Here is a 23,556-nt window from a genome sequence, read left to right as displayed (position 1 = left end):
AACCCCGCCGCGGCCAACACCACGGCGGGGTTTCTTACATCCGAAGAAGCAAAATCAGTTCACACGGCTCCAGTTCTGCGACCGGCAAATCGCCCCACCCAGAATACAGCCCGACACCTGCAGCGTGTCACCGTTCAGCGCCATCTTGCTCTTATAGGTCTTGTCCGTATCCGGAGCCCAGATTTTACCGCCCCCGAACGCGCCAGAGCCTTGATCCGCCATATCCCAGATGATCGTCTTGCCGGTGATGGATTCGTCACCCCCACCCAGCACCTTGTCGATCACGCCGCACACCTTGTCACCACAAGGGCCGACACGCACATGCAGGAATGACCCCTTCTCGCTGGTTTCGGTCTGCCACACCCCGTAGACATCGCCCGCCTGCGCAGCGCCTGCGATCAGCACCAGCGCGGCTGCCAGAATTTTCTTCATACCCATCTCCTCCTAATGAGTGAGCGCAGACTGAGCGAGCCTGCCTTACGAATCAAGCCTAACGTCAGGTCCGTTGCATTTCGCCCCCGTCCATGCAATTTGCCACCCAACCGAAATTCCCATTCGCCGGAGCGTTCTGCCATGATCCTTTACCCCGCCATCGACCTCAAAGACGGACAGGCCGTGCGCCTTCTACGCGGTGACATGGACAAGGCGACCGTGTTCTCGGACAGCCCGGCCACACAGGCGCTGGCATTTCAGGATGCGGGCTGCGAATGGCTGCATCTGGTGGACCTGAACGGCGCCTTCGCGGGCGAGCCTGTGAATGGCGCCGCGGTCGAGGCGATCCTTGCGGCCACCAACGTCCCCGCGCAGCTTGGCGGCGGCATCCGTGACATGCAGACCATCGCCACTTGGATAGAAAAGGGTCTGGCCCGTGTCATCCTTGGCACAGTCGCCGTGGAAAATCCCGATCTGGTGCGCGAAGCGGCCCGTGAATTCACCGGCAAGGTCGCTGTAGGCATCGACGCCCGCAACGGCAAAGTCGCCACCAAAGGCTGGGCCGAGGAAACCGACGTCATGGTCACCGATCTGGCGAAATCCTTCGAAGACGCTGGCGTTGCGGCGATCATCTACACCGACATCAACCGCGACGGCGCAATGCAAGGCCCGAACATCGAGGCGACCGAAGCATTGGCCCGCGCCGTGCAAATCCCCGTTATCGCTTCGGGCGGCGTCAGCAGCCTGACCGACCTGATCGCCCTGCGCGACACCGGCGTCATTTCCGGCGCGATCTCGGGCCGCGCACTCTACGACGGCGCAATCAACCTCGAAGAAGCCATCGCCGCGCTGAAATAACCGGATCGGGCCGCCACCGCGCGGCCCTTTTGCTTTGGCCCCGCTGGACGCATCCCGCGCCACCGCCTAAGAGAAGAGCCATGCTCAAGACACGTATCATCCCCTGTTTGGACGTTGCCGATGGCCGAGTGGTCAAAGGCGTGAACTTTGTCGATCTGATTGACGCGGGCGATCCCGTCGAGGCCGCGCGCGCCTATGACGCCGCCGGTGCGGACGAGATATGTTTCCTCGACATTCACGCGACCCACGAAAACCGCGGCACCATGTACGATCTGGTGACCCGCACGGCCGAGCAGTGCTTTGTGCCCCTGACCGTCGGTGGCGGCGTGCGGACCAATGCGGATGTGCGGGCTCTGCTGCTGGCGGGCGCTGACAAGGTCAGCTTTAACTCGGCCGCTGTGGCGGACCCCGATGTGATCGCCCGCGCGGCGGACCAGTTCGGCAGCCAGTGCATCATCTGTGCGATTGACGCGAAAACTGTGGAACCGGGCCGCTGGGAAATCTTTACCCACGGGGGCCGCAAATCGACCGGCATCGACGCTGTGGAATTCGCGCGTCTCGTCGCGGAAAAGGGCGCAGGGGAAATCCTTCTGACCAGCATGGACCGTGACGGCACCCGCGCAGGCTTTAACCTGCCGCTAACCAGCGCCATCGCGGACGCGGTGGACATCCCCGTGATCGCTTCGGGCGGCGTCGGCAATCTGGATCACTTGGTCGAGGGCGTCACCGAAGGCCACGCCAGCGCCGTTCTGGCCGCGTCGATCTTCCACTTTGGCGTGCACACCATCCACGAGGCCAAGGCCCACATGGCCGCCGCCGGCATCCCCATGAGGCTGACATGAGCGCCCTGCACCGCCTGAACGACACCATCGCCGCCCGCGTCGGGGACAGCCCCGACACCAGCTGGACCGCCAAGCTGCTGTCCAAGGGCCCCGAGAAATGCGCCGAGAAATTTGGTGAGGAATCGATCGAAGCCATCATCGAGGCCGTGAAAAACGACCGCGAGAAGCTGATCGGCGAAGCGGCGGACGTGCTCTATCACCTGCTGGTCATGCTGCGCGCCCGCGACGTGGACCTGTCCGATGTCGAAGCCGAGCTAGAGCGCCGCGAAGGCACCTCTGGCATCGCCGAAAAGGCAGCCCGCAAATAATCAAACCATCCCGAGGCGAGGCATCTCGATCTTCGGGCAGCGGTTCTCAACGACCTTCAGGCCGTTCTCTTGGGCCAGCGCCACACCTTCGGCGCTGTCCACACCCAGCTGCAGCCAGATGGTCCGCGGACCAGACAGGCTCAGGGCCTCTTCTACGATGGCTGGAACGGCCTCTCCGGCGCGAAAGATGTCCACGATGTCCACGAGGTCGGTGATGTCCCCCAGCGCGCCTACAACGGTCTCTCCGTACAGCTGCTGGCCTGCCAGACCGGGGTTCACCCCGATCACCCGATACCCCTGCCCCGCCAGAAAGTTCCCGACCTGAAAACTGGGCCGCGCCGGGTTCGAGGACGCACCCACCAAGGCAATGGTTTTGGCATTGGTCAGAATGTCGCGGAGTTGGGCGTCGGTCTGGGTCATTCGCAATCCTGTCAGACAGTTGGCAGAAAAAAGCCCGGGCTCTGGGGGCCCGGGCAAAGGTACGGAACGAGGGACAGTGAAGTAACCGCGAGGGTTCCGGCCCCGCGACACCTATGAACCTAGGAGACCATTTCGGAACTTAAAGGGCATGTAATAAAGCTGTGAACAGCTCTAAACCCTTGGGGCGCCGCGGGAAAAACCTGTCGATTTTTGCCCCGCTCAGCCAGAACGAGAGGGTGCCGCAGGAAATTCACCCATATTTTACTAGGCGATTCGTAAAATTCGCTGCACCGCAGCGATGGATGACCCGCAGACCCCGACCGATCCGTAAAACCGCCGTTGCGCAGCGACTCAGGCTGCCGGTCAACTAAACGTGAGGTCAGGCTGCCCGCCCGTCAGGCAGGCAGCCCGAACCGATTCACTTGCCCAACGAGGCGTAGAGCGCCACCGCAGCTGCGTTCGACACGTTCAGCGACCCAAAGGCACCGGCGTACTCGATCTTGACCAGCGAATCGCAGGTTTCGCGGGTTTTTTCGCGCAGGCCCGGCCCTTCGGAGCCCAGAACCAGCGCCACAGGGCGGTCGTATTGCCCCACCAGAGCCTGCTCGATGGTTTGCTCGGCCAGACCATCCAGACCCAGCAGCAGGTAGCCCATGTCGCGCAGACGCTCCATCGCTTGGGACAGGTTGCCCACACGCAGATAGGGCTGGCGTTCCAACGCGCCGCTGGCAGTCTTGGCCAGAGCGCCGGTCTCGGGGGCGGAATGGCGCGCGGGGGCGATCACGGCACAGGCACCGAACACCTCGGCACTACGCAGAATCGCGCCCACGTTATGGGGATCAGAGACGCGGTCCAGCAGAACCACACGGGGCGCGCGGTCGGGGTGGCCGATGCAGATATCCTCGAGCTTGCCCCAGTCCAGCGCCTTCACCTCAAGCGCGGCGCCCTGGTGCACGGATTGAGGGTCCAGAGGGGCGGCGAACTTGCGGGGGTCCGACAACTCGGGGGTGATTCCGGCTTTGTCGATCGCGTCCTGCAGTTTTGCCTGCGCATTCTGCGTCACCACGAGTCGCAATTTGACTCGGGCGGGGTTTTCCAGCGCGTCACGAACGGCATGAAGACCAAACAACCACACCGTTTCTTTCGAGGCAGCGCGCTTGGATTGCTCTTTTTCCACGACCCACTTCGGTTTTTTCATGGCTTCGGCCCTTTGTTTACTGACGTGCGCCTCAGTGCCTGCACATTCTTTGAAGTACAAGAGATTTTCCTGTTGACGCCCCCACGGGTCAGGGTTAGACAGCGCCCCACGTCAGGGCGACGAGCTGCAAGGTGCGGCAGCGGACTGTAACTCCGCCGGGGAGACCCATGCCTGGTTCGATTCCAGGGTCGCCCACCATTCTCCTTCTGAGAGAATGGATGGGACTAAGCCTCACGAAAATAAAAACGCCTCTTTTTCAATGGGTTTTACCTGCCTATAGTCAGGCTGGGTTATGTTTTTCCGAGGGTCCATGAGCGAAGTTTTCAACATAGTCATCGTCGCCCAAGCGGGTCGTCTGGAATACGAGGCACTGGTTTTCGCCGCATCCCTGCGCGCCAAGAGCCCCAAGTTCAAAGGCCGCCTTCTGGTCTGCGAACCGCAGCCCGGCCCCAAGTGGAACAGCGATCCGCGGATGGGTTCCGAGGTGCGCGAGGCGCTCGAATCCATGGGCGCCGAGATCCTGCCCTTTGCCAACGAGCACTTTGGTCAGGACTACCCTAACGGGAACAAGATCGAGTGCCTGAAGGTCGTCCCCACCGACCGCCCGTTCGTGTTTTTCGACACCGACACGCTGGTGCTGGACGACATCCGCAAAGTGCCATTCGACTTTGACCGCCCTGCGGCCTCGATGCGGCGCGAATCCACTTGGCCGCAGATCGAACTGTATGGCCCCGGCTATCACGCCACGTGGGAGTCGCTCTACCGCCAGTTCGGGCTGGAAATGGACAGCGCGCTGGACAAAAGCTGGCCCGAGGAATTCTGGCGCCGCTACCCCTATTTCAACGCGGGCTTCTTCTATCACCGTGACGCGGCGGCCTTTGGGGCGCGGTATCTGGAGATCGCTCTGGGGATTCGCGACACCCGCCCCGCAGAGCTGGTCTGTCAGGAAATCTGGCCATGGCTGGACCAGATCGCCCTGCCCTTGGTCCTGCACAGCTTTGGCGGCGGATTCGGCGCGCTAGAGGACGGCTGGTTGGACGGACGCACCACGTGCCACTACCGCGTACTACCCCTGCTCTATGCGCGTGAGAGCGAGGCTGTGATCAGCGTGATCGAAGAGGTCACCGCCCCGAACAAGATCAAGAAGATCCTCAAAAACTACGACCCGATCAAACGCATGGTCTATCAAGGCCGCGGCAAGAAAGTGCGCGCCCTGTTCGACCAGAATGATCTGCCGCGCAAGGAACAGGGCATTCGCAACCGGATCAAGAAAGAGGGCTTCTGGATGCGCTGACTTGCGCACGGGTCCAGCCGATTCGGGAAAAATTCAGGGGGACGCAGCATTGGCCGCGTCCCCCTTTTGCGATCGGGTTAGTGCAGTTTGCAGGTGGCCTGTCATGGTGGGCCCCGCTGCAAACCTACGGATTAGGTGACGGTTATTCGGGTGTGGAGCCTGTGTCCTGCCCCGCCTGCTGGATCGCAAAGGTCATCGAAACCGTCGCAGTCTGGGACAGCTCGCCCTTGGCAATGGGGGCGCCTTTGGGGGCAGCCATCATTGCCATATCCATGCGCGCGGTCTCTTGCATGTTGCCGGTCTCTTGCAGGGTCAGCACGGACCCCAGCGTGACACCCGCCGCATCCGCATAAAGCTGCGCCTTTGCCATGGCGTCCTGCACGGCGGCACGGCGCGCCTGTTCCAGCAGCGCAGAATCGTCGGTGATCTGGAAGGTCAGCCCGTTCATCTGGTTCGCGCCCGAATCCAGAACGCGATCAATCACAAAGCCCAGACTGTCCAGAACCCGCACACGGACGGCGACGGTGTTGGTCGCCTCAAACCCCGTGATACGCGGGTTATTTCCGGTCGAGGTGTTGTTCCACACCGGCGAGACCGAAACGTTCTGGGTCTGCACGTCGCGCTCGGCGATTCCGGCTTGGGCCAGGGCATCCAGAATGGCCGCCACTTTGGAAGACACCGTTTCCATTGCCGCCGCTGCATCGCGGGCCTCTTCGGACACGCCCAATGTGATCACCGCCATATCCGGCTCGGCCACGACTGTGCCCGTTCCGACCACCTGAATAGTTGCGGTCTGCGCATATACCGGAACCGCCGCCATCATCACGACACCTGCGACCAGTCCTAGAAATTTCATGGGATTTCTCCTCTGTTTCCCTGAGGCAATGGTTTCCCAAGGCATCCTGAAATGCAAAACACCCTTTAGGCATATTGTCTTTCTCTAGGCGGTTTCCTGCTGTAATCTGAGGCACAAGCTTGGACGAAGCTACCCCGGGATGGGGCGGGGTGGTATCTAAAGACCGATGATTACGAATTTCGCGCTTTCGCTGACCTTTAATGGAATTCGCCTGCTGCAACGGGGCGAAGATGGCTGGCTGCTGGTCGGTGACGTGGCTTTGGATGCTGCGGACCTACCCGCGGCGCTGGCCAAGCTGCGCGACCGTGCCCTGGCGCTGTCGCCCGATGGCCTGCGCTGCAAGATCGTGATCCCCGACGAACAAATCCGCTACCTGACCATGAGCGGCGTTGCCCCCGGACAGGAACGTTCCGCCGCCCGCATCGCGCTCGAAGGAGCGACCCCCTATCGGGTCGAGCAACTGAATTTCGACTGCGTACGCCTGACCGATGGCAACGTGTCTGTGGCCGCCGTAGCTCACGAAACGCTCGACGAGGCCGAGGCCTTTGCGCTGGAGCACGGGTTCAACCCCTATTCCTTTGGCGCGATCCCCGAAGCGTCCGCAAACTATCCCGCCGAGCCCTACTTAGGCACCTCGCTTCATGCGCGCGAAGTCATGCCCAAGGGCGAAGAAGTCCAACGGGATTTCGAGCTGATCCGCATTACCGGCGAGGCCCAGATCAACGCGGGTGACCTTGGCGGCGATGACAAAATCCCCCTGCCCGATTTCGGGGGCGCGGTCGAGAACAGTTCGCTCAGTGCGCTGCACGCCGCCACCAAAGAGCGCGAGGCCGAGGTTGAGGCCCCCTTCATCGAGGTTTCCACCCCCGATGAGGACCCAGAGCCAACGCCCGACCTGAGTGCGGCTACGCTGACCGCCCATCGCACCGCCCCCAAGGCGCCCGCTACTGCCCGCAAAACCCCGCTGAAGGCCGAGCGGACCTCGGTCGCCGCAGGGATGTTTACGGTGATTGGCGGGATGCTGGCCTCTACCAAGCTGCCGCTGCCCAAGGGGCAGGATCACGCGAAACTGGGCCTAATGGCGACCGCCGCGGTTATCCTGTTCATGGGTGTTGTCGGGGCCACTGCGACCCTCTTCACCGGCGACACACCCGCCGAGATCACGGCCCAGTCCGAACCCGTTGCGATCCCCGTGACCACCGTTCCCGCCGAGGAACTGGACACCGCCGAACTGGAAAGCGAGCCGGACACCGACACCGATCTGACCACCCCTGCCCCCAGTTCCGAAGAAACGGACGAAGCGCTGGCGATGCACGGGGATGCGGTCGATCTGCTGCCGGTCCAGCCCACAGACCCCGCGCCCGAGGCCGCTCCGGAACAGGTCGCCATGACCCCCGAGCAGCTACAGGACCTCTATGCGCGGACGGGCATCTACGCGATGGCCCCTGTGGCGCCGACCCTGCCCGATGTGCCCTCTGACGCGGATGTCTACGTCCCCTCCAAGGACCGTGCAGTGCCGTCGCTGGACGCCGTGTCCCTGCCCGAGACGAACGAACTGGCGCTGGACGAACTGCCCCCGCGCCAAGGCCTGCCTACCGCGGCCGAGCACAAGTTCGCGCTGGATGAAAACGGTCTGGTGCGACCGACGCCCGAGGGCACCTTGGCCCCCGGTGGCTATCGCGTGTTCCTTGGCAACCCGCCTGTGGTGCCCCCGACCCGCCCCGAAACAGCCCCCGCCGAGACCGAAGTCGCCGAGGCTGAACCCGAGGCCCCCGCCTATAAGATCCGCCCGCAGGCCCGCCCTGACGATCTGGCAGAGAAGCTGGAGCGCAGCCGCCTTGGTGGTCTGACCTTGGCCGAGATGGCTTCGCGCCGCCCCAAGGCCCGTCCGGATGATCTGGTGCCCGCCCCGCCCGCAGTGGCCGAGGCCCCCGCCGCCAGCCCCGAAACCGCCGCCGCCGTCATGGACGCCCTGCGCGAGGCGTCGGGTGGCAGCACCGCTGGCATCAGCGAAGAAGAGCAAGAGGATCTGGTCGCCAACTCCTCGCTCATGCCCAAGGCCCGCCCCAAGGATCTGGCCCCCGCCCCGTCCAAGGCCGCGCCTGTGCAGGTTGCTTCGGCGGCGACCAAGAAATCTGCCGCGCCCTCCCTGCCTTCCAAGGCTTCGGTGACCAAGGCCGCGACCGAGGATAATGTAATATCCCTCAAGGAAATGAACCTGATCGGGGTCTATGGATCGGATTCGAACCGCCGCGCCCTGATCCGCCTGCCCAACGGCCGCTACAAAAAGGTTCAGGTCGGCGACAAGATCGAAGGCAGCAAGGTTACCGCTATCAGTGCGGATGCCATCCGTCTGGTCAAAGGCAGCCGCAACGTCGTGCTGTCCATGCCCAAGGGCTAAGGGCCGGAATTCCTATCTTTCAGGGACACACTTTCCCGTGCGTTCATTGCTGCATTGCAGTGCAGCACTGGCCTTGGCGGTAATACGCCTTAAACTAGGGCCGAGCAGATTATGGAAATAAGCCCCTAGATGGACGTCATTCTTTTAGACACTTTGATTTACCTTGTGGCCGCAGTGATTGCGGTTCCGATTGCAGCCCGTCTCGGTCTTGGGTCCGTTCTGGGATATATCGCCGCCGGTATCGTGATTGGCCCCGTTCTGGGTCTTGTCGGGTCCGAGACCAAGGACCTGCAGCACTTTGCCGAATATGGCGTGGTGGTGATGCTGTTCCTGATCGGTCTGGAACTGGAGCCCCGCACCCTGTGGGACATGCGGCACAAGCTGATCGGCATGGGGGGCCTGCAGATTACCCTGACCACGGGCGCAATGACCGCGCTGGGGATGTGGTACAACTATGATTGGCAGACGTCGCTGGCGGTGGGGATGATCCTGTCCCTGTCCTCGACCGCGATCGTGCTGCAAACCCTGACCGAAAAGGGTCTGGTCCAGACCAATGGCGGGCGCGCGACATTCTCGGTGCTGCTGACGCAGGATATGGCGGTGATCCCGATGCTGGCGATCCTGCCGCTGCTGGGATTGGCGGCCGGACCGGGCTTTGCCCCCGATGGCTCGATCCGCGTCGGACCAGTCGAGGATGCCGAGCACAGCGCCATCAGTCTGGTGGACGGCCTGCCTGCGTGGGGCGTGACCCTGATCACGCTGGGGGCTGTGGTGGCCATCATTCTGACCGGCATCTACCTGACCCGCCCCGTCTTTCGCTACATCCACGCCGCCAAACTGCGCGAGATGTACACCGCGCTGGCCTTGATGATCGTGGTAGGCATAGGCCTGTTGATGACGATGGTGGGCCTGTCGCCCGCGCTGGGGACGTTTCTGGCCGGTGTGGTTCTGGCCAACACCGAATTCCGCCACGAGCTGGAAAGCGACCTTGAGCCGTTCAAGGGCCTGCTTCTGGGGCTGTTCTTTATCACCGTGGGCGCGGGCATCGACTTTGGATTGCTGTTCGCCAAACCGCTGACCATCCTCGGCATTGCGGCGGCAATCATCCTGATCAAGGGCTCGGTGCTCTATATCATTGCTCGCCTGTTCCGGCTGCGTCCCCGCGGGCGCTGGCTGTTCACGCTGGGGCTGGCCCAAGCGGGCGAGTTCGGCTTTGTGCTGGTGTCGTTCTCGACCCAGACCAACGTGCTGAGCGCCCCTCAGGGGCAGGTCATTCTGCTGGCCATCGCGATCACCATGCTGATCACCCCGCTGCTGTTCATCCTGTTCGAACGCAAAGCCCGCGCTGCCGCCGCTGACGCCCCCATCGTCGAGGACGTGATCGACGACAAAGGCCCCGTGATCATCGCGGGCATCGGGCGCTTTGGTCAGATCGTGAACCGTCTGGTGCAGTCCTGCGGCTATAAAACCGTGGTGATCGATCACGACATCAAGACCATCCAACTGATGCGCAAATTCGGGTTCAAAGGCTTCTTCGGCGACCCAACCCGCCCCGACCTGCTGCGTGCGGCTGGCCTGAGCGAGGCGCGCATTCTGGTCGTCGCCCTTGATGATCCCGAGAAGGCCACGCGCCTTGTGCAGTTCGCCCGCAAGAGCCACCCCAAGCTGCACATCATCGCCCGCGCCCACGACCGGAACCACGTGTATTCGCTCTATGCCGCTGGTGCCGATGACATTGTTCGAGAGCTGTTCGACAGTTCGCTTCGTGCTGGTCGCTATGTGCTGGAAAACCTTGGCATGACGGAGTTCGAGGCCGCCGAGGCGCAGCGAGTCTTCTATCACCACGACCGCCACACGGTCAGCGAACTGGCAAAGCTGTGGAAGCCCGACGTGCCCGCCGCCGAAAACGAGCCCTACATCGCTCGCGCCAAAGAGCTGGAGAAAGAGCTGGAGACCACCCTGCTGGCCCAACTCGAAACCAGCAGTGAGGCAAACAAAAAGGCGTCCTGAGGGACGCCTTTCTTCGTTTCGCGATTGTGGGCTGATCAGCCGTCGCTGACGCCCGCTTCGGCAAAGGATGCCATGCCCGAATGGCAGGCAATCGCGCCCTTCAGAATGCCAATCGCCAGCGCCGCACCAGAGCCCTCACCCAGACGCAGACCAAGGGTCAGCAGGGGTTCTTTGCCCAATGCCTCCAGCACGCGCCCATGGGCGGCCTCTGCGCTGCGGTGACCCGCCACGCAGTGGTCCAAGGCCCCTTCGACCAGCTTTTCCAGAACAGCCGCCGCCGAGCAGCAGATGAAGCCGTCCAGAATCACGGGGATATTCTCGACCCGCGCGCGGGCAATCGCACCGGCCATCGCCGCGACCTCACGGCCGCCAACGCAGCGCAGCACTTCCAGCGGGCCCTCGGGGGCGTTCACTTCCAGCGCCCTGGCGATCACCTCGGCCTTGCGGGCCACGCCAGCATCGTCCAGACCGGTGCCGCGACCGACCCAATCTGCCGCCTCACCGCCAAACAGCGCCAGGGAAATAGCCGCCGCTGCGGTGGTGTTGCCGATACCCATCTCGCCCACGACCAGCAGGTCCGATGCGGGATCAACCGCATCCCACCCCGCCTTCAGGGCCGCATCCAGATGCGCCGCATCCATCGCCGCGCGCTGGGTAAAGTCAAAGGTCGGGCGATCCAGTTCCAGCGCCACGACTTCCATTTTGGCACCGTGCAGGTTGGCCAGCTGGTTGATCGCCGCCCCGCCCCGTTCAAAGTTCGCCACCATCTGGACGGTCACCTCGGCGGGGAATGCCGAAATGCCCTGCGCGACAACACCATGGTTGCCCGCGAACACGATGACCTGAGGCGCAGTGATCTGGGGACGCGCATCACCGCGCCAACTGGCGTACCAGATCGCCAGATCCTCAAGGCGGCCCAAGGCCCCCGGCGGCTTGGTCAGAACATCGTTACGGGCCGAAGCCTCTGCCTGAGCGGCTGCGCTCGGTCCCTTGGCTGCCTGCAAGTGCGCCTGCATCTGTGCGGCAAAGCTATCGTTCTGCATTGTGTGCCCCCTGTTGATTCGTTCGTCAAAGCCGATATGTAACGGCAACCCGCCCCAACCAGCGAAGTGCCCATGACACAGCCCTTCTTCCACTGGCAAGACCTACCGGCCGCAATGGGCCTTATGTCGCGTATTCCAGTCCGGGTCGATCCCGAACACGCCGCTCTGCGCTCTGCTCGCGCCACTTGGGCCTATCCGGTTGCCGGAGCCCTGATCGGCGCGCTCGCGGGGGTTGTGGCCCTCGGGATCAGCGCGATTGGCCTGCCGCCACTGGTTCAGGCCATTGCCGCCCTGACCACCTCGGTCATCCTGACCGGCGCCATGCACGAGGATGGCCTCGCCGACAGTGCCGACGGCCTTTGGGGTGGTTGGACACCGGAACGCCGCCTCGAGATCATGAAGGACAGCCGCACAGGGGCCTACGGGGTCATCGCCATCGCGCTCTCGCTGCTCTGGCGGGTCACGCTGCTGTCGCTGGTCCTGGAATCGGCCCACCCCGTTGTCGTTCTGGCCGGCCTCGGCGCCCTGAGTCGCAGCGCCATGTCCCCGCTGATGGCCTTCCTGCCCCAAGCGCGCAAGAACGGCCTCTCCAGCTCTGTCGGCTCCCCGACCAAGCCCACCGCCCTCACCTCGGCCGCAACGGGGCTGGCAATCGCCCTGCCCCTTCTAGGCCCCATCCCCTGCCTCGCCGCCGCTGCGATCGCCGCCCTATGGGCCACAATCGCCCTGCGCAAAATCGGCGGGCAAACCGGCGACATCCTCGGCGCATCGCAACAGCTGACCGAAATCGCGGCGCTCATCGCTCTGGCGGCGCTTCTGCCTTCTTCTTTGTAAAAATACTCACCGGCACCGCGCCAGACACATGCCCCAAGCCCAAAGAAAAAAGCCGCCCCAACCAAGGGCGGCTCTTTTAGTTCTACAACCGGATCCTCGGATCAGGCAGCGCGCGACATCAGAACGTCGTCGACTTTCTTGGCGGCAGCCACTTCGTCACCACCGGTCACGGCGGCCACTTCGCGGGTCAGACGCTCCAGCGCGGCTTCGTACAGCTGACGCTCGGAATAGCTCTGCTCGCGCTGGTCGTCAGCACGGTGCAGGTCACGTACAACTTCGGCAATCGCAATCAGATCGCCCGAGTTGATCTTCTGTTCGTATTCCTGAGCGCGGCGCGACCACATGGCGCGCTTTACCTTGGCCTTACCCTTGAGGGTGGCCATCGCCTGCGAAATGACGTCCGGGGTCGACAGCGAACGAAGACCGGCTTCGGTCGCTTTGTTGGTCGGCACGCGCAGGGTCATCTTGTCCTTCTCGAACGAGATCACGAACAGTTCCAGCTTCAGGCCGGCAATTTCCTGTTCCTCGATGGACATGATCTGACCGACGCCGTGGGCCGGGTAGACAACATAATCGTTGGGACGAAATTCGGGGGCTTTAGATTTGCTCATGCAATCCTTCCTCGCACGCGGCAGACAAAGGACAAAAAAACCGCGCCGCAATCCCCTAAGATTGCGCTCGGGTAAGCCAATGCTGCCAGATGATTACCCCCGTCTGGGACCGCGGGGATAAATCGGTTCCGTTCTATAGCACTGTTATATAGCAGATTTTGCGTATCATTCAAAGGGCCACACAAGAGTGTGAATCCCCTGAGAATCAAGGGGATGCACCAGATTGCCCTGAATCAGTGCCGAATCGGCAGGGAATCAGTTCCCTTCGCCAGCCGCTTCGGAGAAGTACTTGTTCAGCTTGTCGGGCTCGCCGTCGCGCTCGGTTGCCTCGGGCAGCGCGTCTTTGCGCTCGACGATCACGGGCCACATTTCCGAATACTTGCGGTTGAATTCAACCCACTTTTCCATATCCGGCTCGGTGTCCGGACGGATCGCGTCGGCGGGGCACTCGGGCTCGCATACACCACAGTCGATGCACTCGTCAGGGTGGATCACCAGCATGTTCTCGCCTTCGTAGAAGCAATCTACGGGGCAGACCTCGACACAGTCGGTATATTTGCAGGCAATACAGTTATCAGTAACGACATAGGTCATGGGGATCTCGCTCTTTGGCTGTCGGCGTTAGCTAGGCCAGACCGACAAATCATTCAAGGCTCTGTCGGCGGAGAAGATCGAGATTGCGACGATCTTTCTTCGTCGGCCTACCGCTTCCCTCGAATGCCGGATTTTCAGGACCTTTGTCCTCGGGTTTGCTCAAATCTTCGTACAATGTTTGGGCTTCTGTTGCGGGGCCACGGCGGACACCCAGCGCCAGAACGCGAACAACACGTACAGAATTTGCCTGAGGAAAGGTTAGGACATCACCCGCGCCAACGCCGCTAGAGGGCTTGGCCGCGTGGGTGCTGTTGATTCTCAGGTGTCCGGCCGTCACGACTTGGGCGGCCAGAGACCTGCTTTTGAAGAACCGCGCGTGCCACAACCATTTGTCCACGCGCAGCTTCGTTTTTTCAGCGTCCGACAAGGGGCCCCTTAGGACTTGTCACGCAGGCCCATCAGAGCCGCTGCAAAGGGATTATCCGGATCGATCGGCTTGTCGGCCTTGGGGGGACGTGCGGTGTGCACGCGGGGACCCTGGGGCTTGCCGCCCTTGGGGCCGCCTTTGCCCTTGGGCTTGCCACCCTTGCCGCCACGGGGACGATCGCCGCCCTCGGCGCGCTTACCGCCTTCGGGACGGTCGCCACGCTCGGTGCGTTCGCCGCGGTTGTTGTTCGGACGGTTGCCACCGCCACGACGCTCGCCGCCACCGCGGTTCGCATTGCGCTGACGACCCCAGGTGAAGGTGTAGAACACTTCCATCTCGGCACCGGCCGCACCTGCGTCCGCAGCCTCACCCAGCGCCACTTCTTCGGCGGGGGTTTCTGCGATTGCGGGCTCGACTTCGCCACCTTCGACAGCCTCTTCGGCGATGGGGGCGATGCCCTCGTCGGCGATTGCAGCAACCTCGGGGGCAACGTCGGCAGCTTGGGCTTCTTCGCCAGCAGCCACCGCGGGCTCGGCCATGACGGCATCCACAGCTTTGACTTTGGTGCGCTCACCCTTTTCGGCACGGTAGCCGAGGCCTTCCATCAGAGCAGCGAACTGCTCGAGGGTCATGCCGGTGATCGACAGCATGTCGGGCTTCGCTTCGAAACCGCCACGGCTGTCTTCGGAGCGCAGCATGTCTGCCAGACGCTCGAGCATGTCGATACGGATCGCGCGCTCGCCTGCTTCGCGGTAGCCAGCCATGGTAAAGTAACCCGGCGCAGCATCTGCCTGCGAAGGCACAGTAACCAGACCCGGAGGCGGTGCCTCGGGGAATACGTCCAGACCGTTTGCCAGCGACCACAGAACCAGACGCAGACGGGTCGGCGCGGGCTTCAGAAGCAGAGGCATAAAGATGGTGAACTGGCCGAAACGGATGCCGTGCTTGCGCAGGGCGCCACGGGCTTCCTGATCCAGCGACTTCACCTCGTCTGCGATCGGCGCGCGTTCCAGAATACCCAGACCTTCGAGCATACGGAACGCAAAGCCACGGGCCAGACCGGTCAGGGCCTCGTCCTTGCCAAGGTTCAGCAGGGGTTCGAACAGGGTCGCGATCTTGCGATCAATGAAATGCTGAAGGCGGCGCTGCACCTTTTGGGCGACGTCTGCACCAGCCTCTTCATCGACAAAGGCCACAACCTGCGGCTTCAGCGGTTCCGATCCGGCGACCAGTTTGCCAACTGCATCCGTACCCCACATCAGACCACCCTGTTCGGTGAAGTCGATTTCGGTATCGGGCGCGTTATAGAACTTGTCCGCGCGCAGATGGAAATGCGGCGCCAGCGCCTGCAAGCTTGCCTTGGCTACCGTCTTCGTCTCGTCGGGGCTGCTGCCCTTGTCCTGACGGAAACGGAAACCTTCGAGACGACCAACGAATTCACCTTCGATGGTCACTTCACCCTTGTCGTTTACTTCGGCCAAAAGGGCCTCCTTCTGCTTGAGCCGGCGCAAAAGCACGGATGTGCGCCGGTCCACAAATCTTTGCGTCAAGCGCTCGTGCAGCGCATCTGACAGGCGGTCTTCTACCGCCCTTGTTTCGCCACGCCAATGACTTTCGTCACCGACCCAACCAGAACGCTGCGCCACATAAGTCCAAGTCCGAATGAACGCGAGCCTCTTGGAAAGGGTATCTATGTCCCCCTGCGTCCGGTCAATGCGTTTGATCTGTCTGGCGAGCCAATCGTCAGGAACACGCCCATCCTGATGCAAAAAGCGGTAGATTTGCTCCAGAAGTGTGGCGTGTTCACCACTACTGATGCCGCGGAAATCGGGAATCCGGCAGACATCCCAGAGCAGCTTCACGAATTGGACGTTGTGCGCACGGGCCCGCATTTCATCGATCTGCGACAAAATCTTCAGGGCGCGCAGGTCGTCCGCTTCGCGGGCACGCAGCAAACGGTCATCCTTGGGGGCCTGCTCGAGCGAGTCGATCAGCGTCTCGATTGAGCCAAAGCGCAGGTCGTGGTTCCGCCATTGCAGCTTTTGCAGCGGGGTAAAGCGGTGCTCCATGATCGCTTCGGCGACCTCGTCGTCCAGCGGCGGCGCTTCGCCCGTGGTGCCAAAGGTGCCGTCCGACATCCCGCGCCCCGCACGACCCGCGATCTGGGCCAGTTCGTTGGGGTGCAGTTCGCGCATCCGGCGGCCGTCGAACTTGATCGTGCTCGAGAATGCGACGTGGTTGATATCAAGGTTCAGGCCCATCCCGATCGCATCGGTGGCCACCAGATAATCCACATCGCCGTTCTGATAGAGCGCAACCTGAGCGTTCCGCGTCCGAGGGCTGAGCGCCCCCATGACCACGGCCGCCCCACCCTTTTGCCGGCGCAGCAGTTCGGCGATGGCATAGACGCTATCCACCGAGAACCCGACGATGGCACTGCGCGACTGCATCCGGCTGATTTTCTTTTGGCCCGAGTAGATCAGCTGGCTCATGCGTTCGCGGCGCACAAACTCGCAGCCCGGAACCAAAGCAGCGATCGGCCCGCGCATGGTGTCAGAGCCCATAAACAGGGTCTCGTTTGTGCCACGCATGCGCAACAATCGGTCGGTGAAAACGTGGCCGCGCTCGGGATCGGCGCATAGCTGGATCTCGTCCACCGCCACGAAATCGGCGCCAATTCCCTCGGGCATCGCCTCGACGGTGCAAACCCAATACTGGGTCCGAGGGGGAACGATCCGCTCTTCGCCGGTTACAAGTGCCACCACCGAGGGGCCGCGGATGGCCACGACCTTATCGTAAACCTCACGTGCAAGTAGCCGCAGAGGAAGCCCGATGACACCTGTCCGGTGCCCCAGCATCCGCTCGATCGCATAGTGGGTTTTGCCCGTGTTGGTCGGGCCAAGGATGGCCGCGATCCGGCCCCTGTTGGCCATGACTTCCTCGTCTCAGAGGTCGAGCGCACCCGCCTCTTTGTCCAGTTCCTGTTGAAGCCGAGATAATTCGTCGAAGTTGGGATGTATAGCCTCGACCGCATCGAAAAGCTTCATCGCCATTTCGGTCTGGCCGGTTTCATAGGCGATGATCCCCGCGCCGAACATGGCGCCAAAATGGTTGGGGTTCAGGGCGATAGTCTGCTCCAGCTCCTCCATCGCGGGGCCATAGAGATCCATCTGATAAAGGACCGTCGCCCGCAGCATATGCCCCTCGGCGAAATCGGGAGCATGGTCGGTGATGGCGGTCAGATGGCCCAGTGCCGTGTCAAGGTCGCCCTCGACCAAGGCCCCTTCGGCGCGGCGCATCAGCATATCCACCATTGCAGAACCCGAACGCGACCACAAAAGCTGTAGGTCTTCGGCGATGACTCGCGCACCATCGGCGTCAGCCCGCCGCAATCGGGCTAACAAATCCTCTTCCTGCGGGCTGATTGCCTTGGCCGGTGAGGAAATCGTGACTATCATAAAACATGCCGTGACGACATGTTTGAGCGATTGGCGGAATCTGGTCATAGTTCATCAGTGTAATTCACCCGCGGCAAAAAGCGAGAGCCGCAACGATAAAGTGAGAGACTTCTGATGAGCGCTGTGATCGAGACCGCTGTTGCGGAACTGAACGCAAAAATGGGCGGCGAAGGGTTCGACGGTATCGCGAAATTCGTGATCGAGGACGAAGGCAGCATCGTGATCGACGGCAACGGGGCGCGCGCAAGCGACGATGAGGCCCAAGTGACGCTGAGCGCGGATGCGGAAACCTTCAAGGCTATTCTGGACGGCGATCTGGATGCGACGGCTGCATTCATGACCGGCCGCCTGAGCGTGGATGGGGATATGGGCTTGGCGATGCAATTAGGCACCGTCCTGTCCTGAGGAAATATTTGGGACTAATGCAGACAGCACCTTTTTTCGAAGACTTGGCCCGCGGCCCCGCCGGGGGAATGACTCACTGGATTGTGGCGAAAGACGGTGTGCGCCTGCGTGCAGGCCACTGGCCCCTCGAGGGGGCCAAAGGTACGGTTCTGCTGTTCACTGGCAGAACCGAATACATCGAGAAATATGGGTTAACCGCGACCGAGCTGGCCCAACTGGGGCTGGCGACCGCGACCATGGACTGGCGCGGCCAAGGGCTGTCCGATCGCGCCCTGCCCGACCGGTTGATCGGCCATGTCGGCCAGTTCGCGGACTATCAGCACGATGCGCAGGCGTTCTTTGACTATGCCGCCGCGATGAACCTGCCCAAGCCGTGGTACATCCTTGGCCACTCGATGGGGGGCTGCATTGCTCTGCGGTCGGTGATCAATCAGGCGCCCGTGGCTGGCGTAATCTTTACCGCGCCGATGTGGGGCATCCAGATGTCCAGCCTGCTGCGTCCGGTGGCTTGGTCGGTGTCTTGGGCTGCGGACAAGGTCGCCTTGGGGCACCTCTTGGTTCCCAGCACCACCCGTCGCCCCTACACCGAAAACTCGCCGTTCTTGGGCAACGCGCTGACCACCGACTCCGACATGTACGCCTATATGCGCGCTCAGACCGAGGCGCATCCCGATCTGGGCCTTGGCGGACCCAGCCTGAACTGGCTGAACCAGGCGCTGCGGGAAACGCTGGCGCTGGCCTCGATCCCCTGCCCTGACGTTCCGGCGCTCTGTTTCCTTGGGTCGCTGGAGAGCATCGTCGAGCCCCATGAAATCCGCCGCCGCATGAGCACGTGGAAGAACGGCACTTTGATCGACGTCCAGAACGGCCAGCACGAAGTTCTGATGGAGACACCAGAAATACGCCGCATGGTCATGGCGGAAATCGGCGCATTCGTCGCCCGCACCCGCGTTTCCGAACCGGTCTAAGGCCGCCCCTCTGGCAGGGGCGCGCGGACGGACTACCTCTGCCCCATGAGCGTTGATCCCGTCCTGACCTTTACCGATCGCGGCATTTACTGCCCCGCTGGCGATTTCTACATCGACCCTTGGCGACCCGTTAATCGGGCGCTGATAACCCACGGCCATTCCGATCACTCGCGCTGGGGCCATCGCCACTACATGGCGACCGAGGCCGCGGCCCCCGTCATGCATCACCGCCTTGGCGACGTGACGATCCAGACGACTCCTTATGGCGCGACAACCCAGATCGGAGGCGCACGGGTCCGTTTCCACCCCGCGGGCCACATCCCCGGATCGGCGCAAATCCGGATCGAGGTTGGCGGTCAGGTCTGGGTGGTTTCGGGCGATTACAAACCCGAGCCGGACGGGCTGTGCGAACCGTTCGAGCTGGTGCCCTGCCACGCCTTTATCAGCGAATGTACCTTTGGACTGCCCGCATTCAAATGGGCCCCTCAGGCAGCAGTGGCCAATGAAATCAACGCATGGTGGGCGTCGAACGCGGCGGATGGGCGATTTTCCCTGTTGGGGGCGTATTCCTTGGGCAAGGCGCAGCGGCTGATGTCCTTGCTAGACCCGTCCATCGGCCCGATCCTGACCCACGGCGCCGTCGAGGCCACGAACGAGGTTCTCCGCGCCCAAGGCTACCCTCTGCCTGCCACCACCCGAGTCACCGCCGATCTGGACGTCAAAGCCCATTCGGGAGGCATTGTCATCGCACCGCCCTCGGCCTTTGGCACCCCTTGGGCGCGAAAATTCGGGCGGGCCTCGACCGGTTTTGCCAGTGGGTGGATGCAGTTGCGGGGTGTGCGTCGGCGTAGGGCGGCGGATCGGGGCTTTGTGCTGTCCGACCACGCCGACTGGCCCGGCCTGAACGACACGATCCGCGCCACGGGCTGCGAGAAGGTCTTCGTGACCCACGGCTACACCGAAATCTTCAACCAATGGCTCCTGAGCCAAGGGTACGACTCGGCCATCGTCGCCACGGAATACACCGGCGAAGGCGCGGACACCGACGACACGGCAGAGGTAGACTGATGCGCGCCTTTGCCGAGCTTTTCAATGCGCTGGACCAGACGACCTCGACTAACGCCAAGGTCGCGGAGCTGACCCACTATTTCCAGACCGCCGCCGAAGCGGACAAGCTGTGGTGTATCGCCTTGTTTTCGGGCCGCCGTCCGAAACGTGCCGTCACCACCACGCGCCTGCGGGAATGGGCGGCCGAGCGGGCGGGCATCCCCCTGTGGCTGTTCGAGGAAACCTATCCAATCGTCGGCGACCTGTCGGAAACCATCGCGCTGATCCTGCCTGACGCCACGCGCCAGACCAACCGCACCCTGTCCGATTGGATGGCAGAAATCCTGCGCCTGACACCCGCTGACGAACCCACCCGCAAAGAGGCCGTGCTAGAGGCATGGGATTGCCTGAACCCCACCGAGCGGTTCCTGTTCAACAAGCTGCTCACCGGTGGGTTCCGCGTGGGGGTCAGCCAGAAACTGATGACCCGCGCCTTGTCAGCCGCGACCGGCACGGACGAGGCGCAGATGGCCCACCGGCTGATGGGCAACTGGACGCCCGAGACCACCACCTTTGACACCCTGATCCACGCGCAGGACACCGAGGCCGACCAATCCCGCCCTTACCCCTTTTATCTGGCCTACGGGCTGGAGGACGCGCCCGAGGCACTAGGCTCCCCCGCCGATTGGCAGGCCGAGTGGAAATGGGACGGCATCCGCGGGCAGCTCATCCTGCGCGGCGGCTCTCATCACCTGTGGTCGCGGGGCGAAGAGCTGATCACCGACCGCTTTCCCGAATTCGCCCGTAGTGCCGATTTTCTGCCCGATGGCACGGTTCTGGATGGCGAGGTGCTGGCGTGGAACGGCGAGAAACCCATGCCCTTTGCCGAGCTTCAGAAACGGATCGGCCGCAAAACCGTCCCGAAAAAGCTGCTGAAAGATGCGCCTGTGGTGCTGCGGGCCTATGACCTGCTGGAGCTTGGCGGGCAGGATATCCGCGACCTTCCCTTGGCCGAGCGCCATGCGCGGCTGGAGAGCCTGCTGGCCAATATCCCGCCCGAGGCCGCCGTGATCCCCTCGCCCGTCGTGCCCTTCGACAACTGGCAGACCCTGACCGACATCCGAGAAACCAGCCGCGATGCCCATGCCGAGGGGCTGATGCTGAAACGCCTTGGCAGCCCCTATCTGGCGGGCCGGAAAAAGGGTGATTGGTGGAAGTGGAAGGTGGACCCGCTGACCATCGACGCCGTGATGATTTATGCCCAATCGGGCCACGGACGCAGGGCGAACCTGTTCACCGACTTCACCTTCGCGGTCTGGAACAATGGCGAACTTGTGCCCTTTACCAAGGCCTATTCCGGCCTGACCGATGCCGAATTCCGCCAGATTACCGCGTGGGTCCGCAAGAACACCCTGCAACGCTTTGGCCCCGTCAGGCAGGTTACCCCCGAGCATGTCTTTGAGATTGGCTTCGAAGGGATCATGGAGAGCCCCCGCCACAAATCCGGCGTCGCCCTGCGCTTTCCCCGAATGATCCGCTGGCGCCACGACAAGCCGATCCAAGAGGCCAACACTCTCGATGATCTGAAGGCTTTGATGCCCTAATTCGCCCCGCCCCCTTGCACATCCTGCGGGGGCACTCTTACCTGTGACCCAAGCAAGATTAAAAAGGACCTCACATGGCACACCGCTTCCAACCCCTCTTTGATGCCAACCCCAGCAAAGGCACCGGCGATCTGGGGGACCTGCCGGAATGGGATCTGACCGACCTCTACCCCAGCGAAGAAGCCCCCGAACTGGCTCGTGATCTGGACTGGCTGGAGAGCGCCTGCGCCAGCTTTGCCACCGATTACGAAGGCAAACTGGCCGATCTGGACGCGGACGGCATGCTGGAATGCACCCTGCGCAACGAGCGCATCGATATGGTCGCGGGGCGCATCATGTCCTTTGCCGGTCTGCGCTACTACCAGAACACCATGGACGCCGAGCGCGCCAAGTTCATGTCCGACCTGCAAGACCGCCTGACCCGCTACACCACGCCGCTGGTGTTCTTTACGCTGGAACTGAACCGCCTGCCCGATGACCATCTGGAAAAGCTGTTCGCCGAGAACTCTGATCTGGCCCGCTACAAGCCCGTGTTCGACCGCATCCGCGCGATGAAGCCCTATCAGCTGTCCGACGAGATGGAGAAATTCCTGCACGACATGGGCGTGGTCGGGGACGCATGGGAGCGTCTATTCGATGAAACCATCGCGGGCCTGAAATTCGAGGTCGAAGGCGAGGAACTGGGGATCGAAGAGACCCTGAACCTGCTGTCCGAACAGGACCGTGCCAAGCGCGAATCCGGTGCCCGCGCTTTGGGCGAGACCTTTAGCAAGAACATCAAAACCTTCGCCCGCGTACACAACACTCAGGCCAAGGAAAAAGAGGTCATGGACCGCTGGCGTGGCATGCCCACCCCGCAAACCGGCCGCCATCTGGCCAACCACGTCGAGCCCGAGGTTGTTGAGGCCCTGCGCAACGCCGTGGTTGACGCCTATCCCCGCCTGTCCCACCGCTATTACGCGCTGAAGGCCAAGTGGCTGGGTCTGGACACCATGCAGGTCTGGGATCGCAACGCCCCCCTGCCCATGGAAACCGAACGCAAGATCAAATGGCCCGAGGCCGAAAAGATCGTCATGGACGCCTATGGTGACTTCGATCCGCGGATGGCCGAACTGGCTGAACCCTTCTTTACCAAGGGCTGGATCGACGCGGGCGTCAAACTGGGCAAAGCCCCCGGTGCATTTGCCCACCCCACCGTCACCGACGTGCACCCCTATGTGATGCTGAACTACCTTGGCAAACCGCGCGATGTGATGACCTTGGCCCACGAGTTGGGTCACGGTGTGCACCAGCGTCTGGCAGCAGGTCAGGGCGAAATGCTGTCCTCGACCCCGCTGACGCTGGCGGAAACCGCGTCGGTGTTCGGCGAAATGCTGACCTTCCAGAAGATGCTGGCAAACGCCAAGGACGACAAAGAACGCAAGGTCATGCTGGCGGGCAAGGTCGAGGACATGATCAACACGGTCGTGCGCCAGATTGCCTTCTATGACTTCGAGTGCAAACTCCATGACGCGCGCCGCGGTGGCGAGCTGACCCCCGATGACATCAACGCCCTTTGGATGAGCGTTCAGGCCGAGAGCCTTGGCCCCGTCTTCGAGTACATGCCGGGTTACGAGACCTTCTGGGCCTACATCCCGCACTTCGTCCACACGCCCTTCTACGTCTACGCCTATGCATTCGGCGACGGTCTGGTGAACGCACTCTACGCTGCCTACCAAGAGCAGCCCGAAGGCTTCCAGGACAAATATTTCGACATGCTCAAAGCCGGTGGCTCGAAGCACCACAAAGAACTGCTGGCGCCCTTCGGCCTTGATGCCTCGGACCCCAAATTCTGGGACAAGGGCCTGTCGATGATCGAAGGGTTCATCGACCAGCTGGAAGCGATGGAATAACTCCACCGCAATCCCCAAGAATACAGCACGCCGCCCGATTAGGGCGGCGTTCCT

General features: G+C 62.4%; 22 protein-coding genes and 1 tRNA gene. 13 read left to right on the top strand and 10 right to left on the bottom strand.

All coding sequences use genetic code 11. From position 1 onward, the window contains the following. Nucleotides 1–54 precede the first annotated feature (54 nt). Complete coding sequence (locus HJ536_RS15985; RefSeq protein ID WP_177158473.1) at nt 55–432, bottom strand: DUF2147 domain-containing protein; 378 nt, start codon at nt 430–432, stop codon at nt 55–57. 141 nt (nt 433–573) lie between these two features. On the opposite strand from HJ536_RS15985, the gene hisA reads away from it, so the two are divergent. The 3 genes from hisA (at nt 574) to HJ536_RS15970 (ending at nt 2,440) form a co-directional block, all read left to right on the top strand. Next, on the top strand, nt 574–1,290 hold the full coding sequence (gene hisA, locus HJ536_RS15980; protein ID WP_177158472.1) for a 1-(5-phosphoribosyl)-5-[(5-phosphoribosylamino)methylideneamino]imidazole-4-carboxamide isomerase: 717 nt from the start codon (nt 574–576) through the stop codon (nt 1,288–1,290). 80 nt (nt 1,291–1,370) lie between these two features. Continuing rightward, complete coding sequence (hisF, locus tag HJ536_RS15975) at nt 1,371–2,132, top strand: imidazole glycerol phosphate synthase subunit HisF (RefSeq protein WP_177158471.1); 762 nt, start codon at nt 1,371–1,373, stop codon at nt 2,130–2,132. Then, the gene (locus tag HJ536_RS15970) at nt 2,129–2,440 is read left to right on the top strand and encodes a phosphoribosyl-ATP diphosphatase (protein ID WP_177158470.1); all 312 of its coding nucleotides are present in this window, start codon (nt 2,129–2,131) and stop codon (nt 2,438–2,440) included. The genes hisF and HJ536_RS15970 overlap by 4 nt, the downstream gene beginning before the upstream one ends. On the opposite strand, the gene HJ536_RS15965 is transcribed toward HJ536_RS15970, so the two are convergent. Both HJ536_RS15965 and rlmB read right to left on the bottom strand, forming a co-directional pair. Next, nucleotides 2,441–2,860 carry a CoA-binding protein gene (locus HJ536_RS15965; protein WP_177158469.1) on the bottom strand — a complete coding sequence of 140 codons (420 nt, stop codon included), beginning with the start codon at nt 2,858–2,860 and terminating at the stop codon, nt 2,441–2,443. A gap of 418 nt (nt 2,861–3,278) precedes the next feature. Further along, entirely contained in the window at nt 3,279–4,058 is a 780-nt protein-coding gene (gene rlmB / locus HJ536_RS15960; RefSeq protein WP_176855771.1) for a 23S rRNA (guanosine(2251)-2'-O)-methyltransferase RlmB, read from the bottom strand. 114 nt (nt 4,059–4,172) lie between these two features. Between rlmB and HJ536_RS15955 the strand changes: the two genes are divergently transcribed. Then, nucleotides 4,173–4,256, top strand: a tRNA-Tyr gene (locus HJ536_RS15955). Nucleotides 4,257–4,368: 112 nt separating this feature from the next. Next, nucleotides 4,369–5,352, top strand: coding sequence for a hypothetical protein (locus HJ536_RS15950; RefSeq protein WP_228028755.1), 984 nt, complete (start codon nt 4,369–4,371; stop codon nt 5,350–5,352). Between the two features lie 142 nt (nt 5,353–5,494). Here the strand turns inward: HJ536_RS15950 and HJ536_RS15945 are convergent, their stop codons facing one another. After that, nucleotides 5,495–6,208 carry an SIMPL domain-containing protein gene (locus HJ536_RS15945; RefSeq protein WP_177158467.1) on the bottom strand — a complete coding sequence of 238 codons (714 nt, stop codon included), beginning with the start codon at nt 6,206–6,208 and terminating at the stop codon, nt 5,495–5,497. Between the two features lie 166 nt (nt 6,209–6,374). On the opposite strand from HJ536_RS15945, the gene HJ536_RS15940 reads away from it, so the two are divergent. Both HJ536_RS15940 and HJ536_RS15935 read left to right on the top strand, forming a co-directional pair. Next, complete coding sequence (locus HJ536_RS15940) at nt 6,375–8,609, top strand: hypothetical protein (protein ID WP_177158466.1); 2,235 nt, start codon at nt 6,375–6,377, stop codon at nt 8,607–8,609. A gap of 129 nt (nt 8,610–8,738) precedes the next feature. Then, complete coding sequence (locus HJ536_RS15935) at nt 8,739–10,619, top strand: monovalent cation:proton antiporter-2 (CPA2) family protein (RefSeq protein ID WP_176855767.1); 1,881 nt, start codon at nt 8,739–8,741, stop codon at nt 10,617–10,619. A 35-nt stretch (nt 10,620–10,654) separates the two neighbouring features. Here the strand turns inward: HJ536_RS15935 and cobT are convergent, their stop codons facing one another. After that, complete coding sequence (cobT, locus tag HJ536_RS15930) at nt 10,655–11,662, bottom strand: nicotinate-nucleotide--dimethylbenzimidazole phosphoribosyltransferase (RefSeq protein WP_177158465.1); 1,008 nt, start codon at nt 11,660–11,662, stop codon at nt 10,655–10,657. Between the two features lie 72 nt (nt 11,663–11,734). Between cobT and cobS the strand changes: the two genes are divergently transcribed. Next, entirely contained in the window at nt 11,735–12,496 is a 762-nt protein-coding gene (cobS, locus tag HJ536_RS15925; protein WP_177158464.1) for an adenosylcobinamide-GDP ribazoletransferase, read from the top strand. A 101-nt stretch (nt 12,497–12,597) separates the two neighbouring features. Here cobS and HJ536_RS15920 read toward each other — a convergent pair whose 3' ends face one another. The 5 genes from HJ536_RS15920 to HJ536_RS15900 form a co-directional block, all read right to left on the bottom strand. Further along, nucleotides 12,598–13,107, bottom strand: a complete 510-nt coding sequence (locus HJ536_RS15920; protein ID WP_176855764.1) for a CarD family transcriptional regulator — start codon at nt 13,105–13,107, stop codon at nt 12,598–12,600. A 255-nt stretch (nt 13,108–13,362) separates the two neighbouring features. After that, complete coding sequence (fdxA, locus tag HJ536_RS15915; protein ID WP_176855763.1) at nt 13,363–13,701, bottom strand: ferredoxin FdxA; 339 nt, start codon at nt 13,699–13,701, stop codon at nt 13,363–13,365. Nucleotides 13,702–13,750: 49 nt separating this feature from the next. Then, nucleotides 13,751–14,128: an RNA-binding S4 domain-containing protein gene (locus tag HJ536_RS15910; RefSeq protein WP_176855762.1), complete on the bottom strand. Its 378-nt coding sequence runs from the start codon at nt 14,126–14,128 to the stop codon at nt 13,751–13,753. 8 nt (nt 14,129–14,136) lie between these two features. Further along, entirely contained in the window at nt 14,137–17,061 is a 2,925-nt protein-coding gene (locus HJ536_RS15905) for a helicase-related protein (protein ID WP_177158463.1), read from the bottom strand. Nucleotides 17,062–17,073: 12 nt separating this feature from the next. Continuing rightward, nucleotides 17,074–17,586, bottom strand: a complete 513-nt coding sequence (locus tag HJ536_RS15900; protein WP_176855760.1) for a tetratricopeptide repeat protein — start codon at nt 17,584–17,586, stop codon at nt 17,074–17,076. A gap of 114 nt (nt 17,587–17,700) precedes the next feature. Here HJ536_RS15900 and HJ536_RS15895 point away from each other — a divergent pair, with 114 nt between their 5' ends. From HJ536_RS15895 to HJ536_RS15875, 5 genes are all read left to right on the top strand, one after another. Beyond that, entirely contained in the window at nt 17,701–17,991 is a 291-nt protein-coding gene (locus HJ536_RS15895) for an SCP2 sterol-binding domain-containing protein (protein ID WP_176855759.1), read from the top strand. Between the two features lie 68 nt (nt 17,992–18,059). Continuing rightward, nucleotides 18,060–18,959 carry an alpha/beta hydrolase gene (locus HJ536_RS15890; protein WP_228028754.1) on the top strand — a complete coding sequence of 300 codons (900 nt, stop codon included), beginning with the start codon at nt 18,060–18,062 and terminating at the stop codon, nt 18,957–18,959. A gap of 45 nt (nt 18,960–19,004) precedes the next feature. Then, nucleotides 19,005–20,027 (top strand): ligase-associated DNA damage response exonuclease, encoded by a 1,023-nt coding sequence (locus HJ536_RS15885; RefSeq protein ID WP_177158461.1) that lies wholly within the window; start codon nt 19,005–19,007, stop codon nt 20,025–20,027. After that, the gene (locus HJ536_RS15880) at nt 20,027–21,610 is read left to right on the top strand and encodes an ATP-dependent DNA ligase (protein WP_177158460.1); all 1,584 of its coding nucleotides are present in this window, start codon (nt 20,027–20,029) and stop codon (nt 21,608–21,610) included. The genes HJ536_RS15885 and HJ536_RS15880 overlap by 1 nt, the downstream gene beginning before the upstream one ends. A 74-nt stretch (nt 21,611–21,684) precedes the next feature. After that, nucleotides 21,685–23,502, top strand: coding sequence for a M3 family oligoendopeptidase (locus HJ536_RS15875; RefSeq protein WP_177158459.1), 1,818 nt, complete (start codon nt 21,685–21,687; stop codon nt 23,500–23,502). The last annotated feature ends 54 nt before the right edge of the window (nt 23,503–23,556 follow it).

The sequence above is a fragment of the Donghicola mangrovi genome, from assembly GCF_013377535.1.
In the GTDB taxonomy this organism is placed as follows: Bacteria; Pseudomonadota; Alphaproteobacteria; order Rhodobacterales; family Rhodobacteraceae; genus Donghicola; species Donghicola mangrovi.
This window is presented reverse-complemented; position numbering and strand designations above follow the sequence as displayed.